Below are 10031 nucleotides of genomic sequence, written 5' to 3'. Positions count from 1 at the left end.
ATGGAATGGTTGTATATTAACCTAACATTAATTTTTACAGTTCTCACACACCCACTGCTGGAGCGCACGGCGAGATATTTTAATCCCTCCGTTTTTCAGTTCTGACGGCAGCGTCAACCAGCGAACCGGCTGCTGAAAACGCGCCAGCTTATCACGGACCCATTCAGCGAGGTTCACGTCTCCGGCCTGCGATGCATACTCCACAACCGCAACGGGACGATGACCAAACTCTTTATCTTCTACCGGCACGACGAAGGCTTGTTGCACCAGCGGATGCGCGTTAATAACGCGTTCGACTTCCTCCGGCTGAATGCCTTCGCCGCCGCTAAAGAACAGGTTGTCCAGCCGCCCGGCGATGGTTAGCCTGCCGTGGTTCAACTCGCCGCGATCGCGCGTGGCAAACCAGCCCTCGTCATTAACCAACGGGATCAGTTTGCCATCACGCCAGTAACCTTCTGCCATACTGGCGGCGCGCAGCCAGACTTCATTATCGACGATTCTGATCTCTCTGCCGGGGAGCGGCGCGCCCACATCATCCGAACCATCGGCCTCTTTAGCGCATACCGTAGACGCGAACTCCGTGAGCCCATACCCGCACCAGCAGCGAATCCCTTGTTTGCTGGCCTGGTCGGTGAGTTCAACCGGAATCACCGCGCCGCCGAGCAAAACGGCTTTCAGCGTCACCGCCGCCCGATTCGCCAGCAGCCGCCATAGCTGCGTCGGCACCAGCGAAGCATGAGTACACCCTGCCAGCATCTGCTCCAGCGGTTGCTTATCGCGTACCGTCATGCGCGCCCCGGCGAAGAGCCAACGCCACATAATACCCTGCCCGGATACATGAAACAGCGGCAGCGATAGCAGCCAGTCATCCTGCGGGCCAAACGGCATTAGCGAAAGCACCCCCTGCGCGCTGGCAAGATGCGCCTGGCACGTATGTACAGCCGCTTTTGGCAATCCTGTGGAACCCGATGTCAGCGTCATGGAAACCAGACGCTGCGGTTGCCAGGCCACGGCATACGCCGCTGTGCTCTTTTGTATCTGCAACGCGGTTAACCCGGAAAACGCGTTTTCGCCTTCCAGTGTCAGCGCAAAACGCAGCGTTAACTTCGGCACCAGCGCCTCCAGCAACGTCTGGGGCAACTGCGGATTGACGGGCAGAACCCGCGCGCCGCACTGCATCAGCGCAAGCCATGCCAACAGAGTGCGCGGCTGATTCCCGGCGCGCAGCAGGACACCATCGCCCTCGCGTACGCCCTGCGCGGCAAACCCGCCCGCCAGCGCATCAATACGCTCACAGAGGGCGCGCCAGCTTAGCACTTCATCGTTCAGGCGCAGAGCGGGCGCCTGACTGCGAACCTGACGCCAGTGGCGCCACGGCCAGTCCGTGAATGTCATAACAGTCGTTCCAGCTCATCACGCTTCAGACAAGGCAACGCGTTACTAGGCCAGGGGCGAATCTGTTGCGCCTGCATCAGATGCAAGGTATCCAGTCCGGGCAGCGTTCCCGGCGTCAACCAGGCGGCAATCCGCGCCAGTTGCGTCAGGCCGAGGCTGGACTCGATCGAAGAGCTGATGACCGCCGTCAGTCCCAACGCATGGGCGGCAGCGACTTGCTCACGCACTTTATCAAGCGATCCGGTCAGCGTAGGTTTGATAACCACAGCCCTGACGCCCTCTTCGGCTTCAAAGGTGAAATCCGCTTCGCGCAGACTTTCGTCCCAGGCAATCGCGATGCCGGTTTCACGGGCAAAGGCGCGGGAATCATCCCGCGTCTTACACGGTTCTTCGAGAAAGGCGATACGAGCGCGGTAGTCCGGATTAACATACTTTGCGAACTGTTGGGCTTTTAGCGGCGTCCAGGCGCGATTCGCATCCAGACGCAGATGCAGATCCGGGATCGCCTCCAGCAGCAAATTAACCACCATGCCGTCACGTACCGCTTCATAGAGACCCACTTTGACCTTAGCGATTTTCTCGCCGGGCATATCGGCAAGCCGCAGCACCAAATCGTCAGGATCGCCAGTGCATAACGGCGCAGCGCGATAGTCCGCCGCCTCCGGCAAGACGCCAGTCAGTTCCGCCAGCGCGCAGCTTGCGCCAAACGCGACCGAAGGCATCTCCGGTAATCCCTCGCTCCCCTGAAGCCAGCCGTTCACCCATGTTAGTAACGCCGTCTGCGCCTCCTCCCACGTTTCCTGACTGAAGCCCGGCAGCGGGGAGATCTCTCCCCACCCTTCACGCTCGCCGTCACGCAGACAAACATACAGCCCGTCGCGAGTTTTTAACCGCCTGTCGCGCAGAACCACCCCCGCGTCCATGGGGATCTGCCAGCGGTATACCTGCGCGCTACGCATTATGGATTCCGTTTGAATTTGCTGAAGTCAGGCTGACGCTTCTGGTTAAAGGCGTTACGGCCTTCCTGCCCTTCTTCCGTCATGTAGAACAGCATGGTAGCGTTGCCCGCCAGCTCCTGCAGCCCGGCCTGACCGTCACAATCGGCATTCAGCGCCGCTTTCAGGCAGCGCAGCGCCATCGGGCTGTTTTGCAACATTTCGCGGCACCAGCGCACGGTCTCTTTTTCCAGATCCGCCAGCGGAACGACGGTGTTAACCAGCCCCATATCCAGCGCCTGTTGCGCATCGTACTGGCGGCACAGGAACCAGATTTCACGCGCTTTCTTCTGACCAACGATACGCGCCATATATGAAGCGCCCCAGCCGCCGTCAAAGGAGCCGACTTTCGGACCGGTCTGGCCGAAGATGGCGTTTTCCGCCGCGATGGTGAGGTCGCACATCATGTGCAGCACATGACCACCGCCGATAGAATACCCCGCGACCATCGCGACAACCGGTTTTGGACAGGTGCGAATCTGGCGCTGGAAATCCAGCACGTTCAGGTGATGCACGCCGGAGTCATCCTGATAACCGCCGTAATCGCCGCGCACCTTCTGGTCGCCGCCCGCGCAAAACGCTTTATCGCCTTCGCCGGTCAGAATAATCACGCCCACGTTGTCGTCGTAACGGGCATCCGCCAGCGCCTGAATCATCTCTTTGACGGTCAACGGACGAAATGCATTGCGCACCTGCGGACGATTAATGGTGATTTTTGCAATACCGTCGGTGGATTTTTCATAACGAATGTCGGTGTAACCCTCCGAGCAGTCGTGCCATTCTACCGGTGCGTAAAGCATTGTTTCATCAGGATAGATCATAGTGTGTCCTTTAGTCAGAGACGCAGAATCTGAGCCAGACTGTCTACCACGCCTGCGGGGTTTTCCCGATGCGCGTTGTGTCCGGCGTTACGAATAACATGGCATGTCGCCGCCACTTCCTGCGCCAGGGCGCGGAATTTGCTGTCGCGTTCGCCACATAAATAATAAAACGGAAATGCCAGCGCGTTGAGCACCTCGCGTAAATCCGGCTGGGCGGCAAGCGATGTCGCCTCCAGCATCGCAGCCAGCGTTTCGCCGTTATTCTGGCTACGCAGCGCCGTCAGCGCCTGCCTTTGCTGCGCCGTCAGCGAGGCGAACACCGGCTGCTGATACCAGTCGTGAAAAACCTCAGTCAGGGGTTCACGACGAAAACGCTCTGCCCAGCGCCCGTCGGACAATCGTCTTTCAGCGCGCGCCTGTTCATTTTGCAGCCCCGGATGACCGCCTTCGACCACCAGGCCGCACAGGCCTGGTATTCCCTGGCAGGCTGCCATCATCGCCACCCGGCCGCCAAGGGAGTATCCCACCAACCAAAACTTTAGTATGTTGTAACTAATTAACGTAGCGCGCAGCAATCTGATGACATCGGCAAATCCGCCGACCGGAATAGCCGCAGATCCGCCATGTCCCGGTAAGTCAATATAAAGCCGCGAACAGCCGTGAAACTGTTCGCCAACCGGCTGCCATTCACGGCAATCGCCAGAAAAACCGTGCAGGAAAACCAGCGAGGGCGCTCCAGGCTGTCCGGGCATGTGCTGCGCGTGCAACATCATAGATGGCTTACCTGAGCCAAAAGTTGCTGCAACGTCTGCGCGCCGTCCGTATCGTTTACCACCAGCTCAATCACCGTTGTCGCCGGGGTTCGCCACGCGCCAGCCAGCGCAGATTCAAGTTCTTCCCAGTTTTCCGGGCGATGATAGCGCAGGTTAAACATGGCGGCCGCATGGTCAAAATGGACGTTTTGCGGCATCAAATAAAAGCGCTCACGTTTGCTTTGCGGCGTCGGCAGCAGGGAAAAGATCTGCCCGCCGTTATTGTTGACCACAATCAACACAAACGGCGCGGATACCTGACGTAGTAACGCCAGCGCGTTAAGATCGTACAGCGCGGATAAATCGCCGACGATAGCCAGCGTCGATTTGGCGCTGGCGCGCTGCACGCCCGCCGCCGTGGAAAGCAGGCCGTCAATGCCGCTTGCCCCGCGATTGCTGTATACCGGATAGCCAGCCGGCAACTGTGACAGCGCGTCGATCAGACGCACCACCAGACTATTGCCCACGAACAATTGCCCCTGCTCCGGCAGATAGTCGCGGATACGGTGCGCCAGCTGCGCTTCGCCAAAGGTGTCTCGCTGCGCGACCACCCGTTGCCACGCCAGTTCTGCCAGACGCGGGATCTCTACACACCACGGTTTACGTTTTTCCGCCGGATGCATCTCCAGCCAGTCGGCGATTTTCGCTACCAGTCTGCGTCCACGATGGTGCGCCGGGTCCAGACGACCTTCAATATTGTCGATTACCCAATACTCTTCCGGCTCGCAGGTTGCCTGCCATTGCAGTAAGCGTTTTCCGGTAAGGCTACTGCCAAGCTGGACGACAATCTGCGCCTGCTGCAGTTCGGTAACCGCTTTGGCGTTGCCGAGCCACAGGTCGGCGCACGGCAGCGGCTGCCCGGTTTGCGACAATACGTCGCCAATTAATGGCCATCCCAGAGTTTGCGCCCACTGCGCCACTTTTTTGCCTTCTTCCGCGCTCATACGCCCGGCGACAACGACGCCGCGTTTTTGTCGCCAGAAGAACCAGTCGCGCTGTTTGTCGCTTTCCAGTCGACGCGCTTCGCGCAGCCAGGGTTTTTCATCCTGCCACCAGTCGCCGAGACGCTGCTGCCAGACCAGACCGGTGTCATTCATATCGCCATACAGCGGTTCGGCAAAAGGACAGTTAATGTGCAGCGCGCCCGCATGAAGCATAGCGAGCGCATTGTCGATGGTCGACACCAGCCAGCGCGCCGGAATATCCTGCGTGGGACGCGGCAACGACAGAGTTTGGGAGGGGTGAGAGGCAAACATCCCCGCCTGACGGATCGCCTGGTTGGCGCCGCAGTCAATCAGCTCCGGCGGGCGATCGGCGGTAAGTAAAATGAGCTTCTCGCCCGTCAGACCCGCCTCAATCAGCGCCGGATAGAGGTTCGCCACGGCGGTACCTGAAGTGACAATAACGGCAACCGGCTGCTGGCTGACTTTCGCCAGCCCTAACGCCAGATGACCAAGCCCACGCTCATCAAAGTGCGTATGGTGAATAAAAGCAGGATTCTCTGCCGCCGCCAACGTGAGCGGCGTGGAACGGGAACCAGGGGCGATACAAACATGCCTGACGCCATGACGGGTTAAGGCTTCCAGGATGACCGCCGCCCAGCGCCGGTTAAATGCACTTACTGACATGAGTTTGTCCGGTATCAATCATTGGGACTAAGTATAAAGAGCTGCAAAAATGGATTATTGATATGGGTCGGGAATATGTGACTCATTACGCATCCATCTGCAATAAGGTACGTAACCCGGCCGCTTTATTATCTATTTCCTGCCATTCCTGTTCCGGATCGGAGCCGCGGACGATTCCCGCGCCGGCATACAATCGCACCACATTGGCCGTCACTTTGGCTGAACGTAACGTCACGCAAAACTCACTTTGCCGCGTGGAGAGATAGCCTGCCGACCCGGCATACCATTCACGTTCGAACGGCTCATGTTGTTCTATAAAACAACGCGCGGGTTCACGAGGGATCCCGGCGACCGCTGCGGTAGGCTGTAACTGGTGCAGGCAGAGCGTGTCGTCCGCCTGATTAAGCGCCGTCCAGATACAGCGGCGCAAATGCTGTACCTTGCGCAGTCTGAGCACCTGCGGCGGCAGCACATCCAGCGAGTGGGTGCAGTTTTGCAGTCGCTGGCAGATGTCTTCGACAACCAGCATATTTTCTCGCTGGTTTTTATCGTCTTTCATTAACCATTCGCCAAGCTGCCAGGCTTTATGGTTATCCGGATGGTTCGCCACCGTCCCGGCCAGCGCTTCGGTACGCAGCGCCGTTTCACGCCGCCGCCAGAGCCGCTCCGGCGATGATCCCAGAAAGGCGGTATCGGCGGAAAAGGCCATAAAAAAGTGGTAGCAGTTGAGATTTAAACGACGACTGGACGCCATCATCGCGGCGGCATTGACCGGACGGGAGAATTGTAAGTCGGTGGCCCGCGCCAGCACAACTTTATCAAACGCCTCTTGCGCAATGGTGTGGGTGGCCTGCTGAATCAGCTTCACCCAACCGTCTTTGTCCGGCCAGTGTTGTTCGCTCGTGAGCGAAAGGCGTAGCGCCGGAACAGGCTTAATGCCGACCAGAGAAGCGAGAAACGCTTTCGCCTGGCGCGCATCATCGCGTAGCGAAACGTCACTGTGCAGATGTAAGCGTAAGGTCGCCGTACCACCGCTACGTCGCCACTCCAGCCGCGGCAGCAATAAGTAGCCCTCTTTCGGCTCGAACGCATTCAGCCCCCAAATACGCAGGTCAGGCTGCGCGTGCTGACGTAAAAACCGTTGCGCCAGATCGAGCGATGAAAAAACGGTGATTGCCCCGAGAACGGCAGCTTCTTCGTCGCCATTGCGCTGTTGCCAGTAGAATTGCGGAAAGGATGACTGGCTGGCCAGCCAGCTCAATGCATCGAAGGCATCGTTTAAAGGGAAAGGCGCATCGAAAACGCAAAGCCCTGGCGTCGCCGGTATCTCTTGCGATAGCTGACGCGTCAGATTTTCCAGCGCAGTAGTAATAGAATGCACGCGGACCCTCCCTGTTAAAAACCCCACATTATACGGGGTACTGCCCTAAAAAAGCAGTACCTCATTTAGGGAGGGTTGCAATTCTGTTCAGTGGGGGGATTTAGCGCCGCGCCAGCAGCAGTCCAAGCACCAGTCCTACCGCCGCGCCTACGCCAATACCCTGCCAGGGTTTTTCATGAACGTAGTCATCCGCTTTATAAACGGCCTGCTTTGCCCGGTAATAATAGCTATCCGACGCATGGCTTACGCGGTTTTTCACCTCTTCCAGCGCTTGTTCCGCGCGGGCTTTCAGCTCAATGTATTTTTGATCGGCGGGATCGCCTGAGGAACGTAAAATCTCTTCCAGCGTTTCGCTGAGCAAAGTCAGATCATCATCAACACGTGATTCACCAAATTGATATGACATTCTCATTCTCCGTTGTGTTAACACCTGCTCCTAACTATAGTCAACGGTTTCGGTTTATGCCTGATGAACCTCCCGCGCCATTCCCCGGTGCGGAATGCCATCTTCGTCATAAACATCGGTGACGGGAATAAAACCAAACCGCGCATAAAAAGGTTGCAGATGCGCCTGCGCCCCCAGATATAGCGGCTTATCCGGCCAGTGCCGCCCACAAGATTCCAGCGTTTTCGCCATTAATTGCTGGCCCAGTTTCGCCCCTCGCCAGGCATCGCTGACGATCACCCGGCCAATGACAACCGGGTCTGATTCGTTATCGCTTTTCAGAATCCTCGCATACGCCACCAGCTCATCCTGATGCCAGCCCAGAATATGCCGATTGTCGCCGACTAAATCATCGCCATCCACATCCAGGTAAGGACAGCGCTGTTCTACCACAAAGACCGCGCAGCGCAATTTGAGTAACGCGTAAAGTTGAGGAACGGTAAGTTCGCTATGGTGGAGATCCTGCCAGTCAATCATGATGCGCTCCTGTGTTGTGGTAATCTTGGGTTAAACGATAACCAAACGTGTATGGACAAGATGGAATTAATTTTTTTAGGTACGTCCGCAGGCGTTCCCACGCGCTCACGCAATGTAACGGCAATTTTATTACATCTGCAACATCCAACGCAGCCGGGAGTATGGCTTTTTGATTGCGGCGAAGGGACACAGCATCAAATGCTTAATACCGCGTTTCATCCCGGTAAGCTTGAGCGCATTTTTATCAGCCATCTTCACGGCGATCATCTGTTTGGCCTGCCGGGTCTGCTATGCAGCCGGTCGATGGCGGGGAATCCCCATCCGCTAACCGTATACGGGCCTCAAGGCGTGCGTGAGTTTATTGCAACCACACTGCGCCTTAGCGGTTCATGGACCGATTTTCCGTTGCAAATTGAAGAAATTAGCGCAGGCGATATTCTTGACGACGGTCTGCGTAAAGTGACCGCATTCAGGCTGGAGCATCCACTGGAGTGCTACGGATATCGCGTTGTTGAACATGACAAGCCTGGCGCGCTGAATGCCAGGGCGTTAAAAGCCGCAGGCGTTACGCCCGGCCCGCTGTTTCAGGCGTTGAAGGCAGGAAAAACCGTCACGCTTGCCGATGGAAGGCAGATCAATGGCGCCGACTACCTTGCTCCCGCCGTGGCCGGGAAATCAGTGGCGATTTTCGGCGATACCGCGCCCTGCGAGGCCGCCTTCGCGCTGGCGCAAGGTGTGGATGTGATGGTCCATGAAACCACGCTGGATGCGTCAATGGAGGAGAAAGCCAACGCTCGCGGACACAGCTCCACCCGTCAAACCGCGACGCTGGCGCGGGAAGCTGCCGTCGGTCGGCTGATCATGACCCATATTAGCTCACGCTATGACGATAAAGGCTGTCAGCGCTTACTGGCGGAATGCCGTGCTATTTTCCCGGCGACGGAACTGGCTTACGATTTTTCTGTTTTCCCGGTTTAGCGCTCCATTTTTTGTCCTCATTGCCGATAACACTAAAAAAGGCAGGCTTTCATAATGAGGTTAGGATGGACAATTTTCAGAAAGATATTGATGACAGGGCCAATTTAACCCTGTCCAACCGTTTTGAACTGCTGTTATTCCGTCTTGGTACATCGCTGCATGAACAGAAGTCAGAGCTGTTCGGCATCAATGTATTTAAGCTGCGCGAAATCGTACCAATGCCCGCCTTTACGCGCCCGGCAGGCATGAAAGCGCCGCTATTGGGCATGGTCAATATTCGGGATCAGGTCATTCCGGTGATTGATTTGCCAGCGGTAGCGGGCTGCAAGCCGGAAACCGGGCTGAATATTTTGCTGATCACCGAATATGCGCGCAGCGTACAGGCATTTGCCGTCGAGTCGGTGGAAAATATTATGCGTCTTGACTGGCAACAGGTGCATACCGCCGAGAAAGCCGTCAACGGTCGCTACATCACCAGTATTGCCTGCCTGGATGACAACAAAGAAACCAACAACCTGGCGCTGGTGCTCGACGTTGAGCAGATCCTTTATGATATTGTCCCCTCCAGCCACGATCTGCGCGCCACCAATCTGAAGACCAATAAATTTTATATTACCCCTGGCGCGGTAGCCATTGTGGCGGAAGACTCCAAAGTCGCCCGCGCGATGCTGGAAAAAGGGCTGAACGCGATGGGAATTCCGCATCAGATGCATGTGACCGGCAAGGATGCATGGGAGAGAATCCAGCAACTGGCGCAGGAAGCGGAGGCCGAAGGTAAGCCAATTAGCGAGAAAATCGCGCTGGTCCTGACAGATCTTGAGATGCCGGAGATGGATGGCTTTACGTTAACGCGTAAAATTAAAACCGATGAACGGCTGAAAAAGATCCCGGTCGTTATTCACTCTTCCCTTTCCGGCAGCGCCAACGAAGATCATATACGTAAAGTGCAGGCCGACGGCTACGTGGCCAAGTTTGAGATTAACGAACTCTCTTCGGTCATTCAGGAAGTGCTGGAGCGCGCAGCAACAAACAGCCAGGGACCACTGATCAGCCGCAAAAGCGCCTGACGTAACAGGGGATGCCTACAGTACAGGCATCC

The 10031-nt window shown here is 56.8% G+C and carries 10 protein-coding genes; 2 read left to right on the top strand and 8 right to left on the bottom strand.

Annotation, left to right across the window (positions count from 1 at the left end):
* Positions 1-27: 27 nt before the first annotated feature.
* From menE to ACLJR2_RS15825, 8 genes are all read right to left on the bottom strand, one after another.
* Complete coding sequence (gene menE, locus ACLJR2_RS15860; protein WP_000144658.1) at positions 28-1395, bottom strand: o-succinylbenzoate--CoA ligase; 1368 nt, start codon at positions 1393-1395, stop codon at positions 28-30.
* A complete protein-coding gene (gene menC / locus ACLJR2_RS15855) occupies positions 1392-2354 on the bottom strand; it encodes an o-succinylbenzoate synthase (RefSeq protein WP_001255571.1) in 963 nt (320 codons plus the stop codon). The genes menE and menC overlap by 4 nt, the downstream gene beginning before the upstream one ends.
* On the bottom strand, positions 2354-3211 hold the full coding sequence (gene menB, locus ACLJR2_RS15850) for a 1,4-dihydroxy-2-naphthoyl-CoA synthase (RefSeq protein ID WP_000640013.1): 858 nt from the start codon (positions 3209-3211) through the stop codon (positions 2354-2356). The genes menC and menB overlap by 1 nt, the downstream gene beginning before the upstream one ends.
* 14 nt (positions 3212-3225) lie before the next feature.
* A complete protein-coding gene (menH, locus tag ACLJR2_RS15845; protein ID WP_000979135.1) occupies positions 3226-3984 on the bottom strand; it encodes a 2-succinyl-6-hydroxy-2,4-cyclohexadiene-1-carboxylate synthase in 759 nt (252 codons plus the stop codon).
* Positions 3981-5651, bottom strand: coding sequence for a 2-succinyl-5-enolpyruvyl-6-hydroxy-3-cyclohexene-1-carboxylic-acid synthase (menD, locus tag ACLJR2_RS15840; RefSeq protein ID WP_000116395.1), 1671 nt, complete (start codon positions 5649-5651; stop codon positions 3981-3983). Before menD ends, menH begins: the two co-directional genes overlap by 4 nt.
* 85 nt (positions 5652-5736) lie before the next feature.
* Positions 5737-7032: an isochorismate synthase MenF gene (gene menF / locus ACLJR2_RS15835; protein WP_000555674.1), complete on the bottom strand. Its 1296-nt coding sequence runs from the start codon at positions 7030-7032 to the stop codon at positions 5737-5739.
* Positions 7033-7132: 100 nt separating this feature from the next.
* The gene (elaB, locus tag ACLJR2_RS15830) at positions 7133-7438 is read right to left on the bottom strand and encodes a stress response protein ElaB (RefSeq protein ID WP_001519663.1); all 306 of its coding nucleotides are present in this window, start codon (positions 7436-7438) and stop codon (positions 7133-7135) included.
* Between the two features lie 54 nt (positions 7439-7492).
* Positions 7493-7954 (bottom strand): GNAT family N-acetyltransferase, encoded by a 462-nt coding sequence (locus ACLJR2_RS15825; RefSeq protein ID WP_000568155.1) that lies wholly within the window; start codon positions 7952-7954, stop codon positions 7493-7495.
* A gap of 60 nt (positions 7955-8014) precedes the next feature.
* Here ACLJR2_RS15825 and rbn point away from each other — a divergent pair, with 60 nt between their 5' ends.
* Positions 8015-8932: a ribonuclease BN gene (gene rbn / locus ACLJR2_RS15820; RefSeq protein ID WP_000419092.1), complete on the top strand. Its 918-nt coding sequence runs from the start codon at positions 8015-8017 to the stop codon at positions 8930-8932.
* Between the two features lie 65 nt (positions 8933-8997).
* Positions 8998-9999 (top strand): chemotaxis protein, encoded by a 1002-nt coding sequence (locus tag ACLJR2_RS15815; RefSeq protein ID WP_000368560.1) that lies wholly within the window; start codon positions 8998-9000, stop codon positions 9997-9999.
* The last annotated feature ends 32 nt before the right edge of the window (positions 10000-10031 follow it).

Source organism: Salmonella sp. SAL03688 (genome assembly GCF_046551895.1).
Taxonomy (GTDB): domain Bacteria; phylum Pseudomonadota; class Gammaproteobacteria; order Enterobacterales; family Enterobacteriaceae; genus Salmonella; species Salmonella enterica.
This window is presented reverse-complemented; position numbering and strand designations above follow the sequence as displayed.

What these genes read in the sequence shown, in the direction of transcription:
- menE (WP_000144658.1), bottom strand. Translation starts at nt 1,395, where the DNA reads ATGACATTCACGGACTGGCCGTGGCGCCACTGGCGTCAGGTTCGCAGT.
- menC (WP_001255571.1), bottom strand. Translation starts at nt 2,354, where the DNA reads ATGCGTAGCGCGCAGGTATACCGCTGGCAGATCCCCATGGACGCGGGG.
- menB (WP_000640013.1), bottom strand. Translation starts at nt 3,211, where the DNA reads ATGATCTATCCTGATGAAACAATGCTTTACGCACCGGTAGAATGGCAC.
- menH (WP_000979135.1), bottom strand. Translation starts at nt 3,984, where the DNA reads ATGATGTTGCACGCGCAGCACATGCCCGGACAGCCTGGAGCGCCCTCG.
- menD (WP_000116395.1), bottom strand. Translation starts at nt 5,651, where the DNA reads ATGTCAGTAAGTGCATTTAACCGGCGCTGGGCGGCGGTCATCCTGGAA.
- elaB (WP_001519663.1), bottom strand. Translation starts at nt 7,438, where the DNA reads ATGTCATATCAATTTGGTGAATCACGTGTTGATGATGATCTGACTTTG.
- ACLJR2_RS15825 (WP_000568155.1), bottom strand. Translation starts at nt 7,954, where the DNA reads ATGATTGACTGGCAGGATCTCCACCATAGCGAACTTACCGTTCCTCAA.
- rbn (WP_000419092.1), top strand. Translation starts at nt 8,015, where the DNA reads ATGGAATTAATTTTTTTAGGTACGTCCGCAGGCGTTCCCACGCGCTCA.
- ACLJR2_RS15815 (WP_000368560.1), top strand. Translation starts at nt 8,998, where the DNA reads ATGGACAATTTTCAGAAAGATATTGATGACAGGGCCAATTTAACCCTG.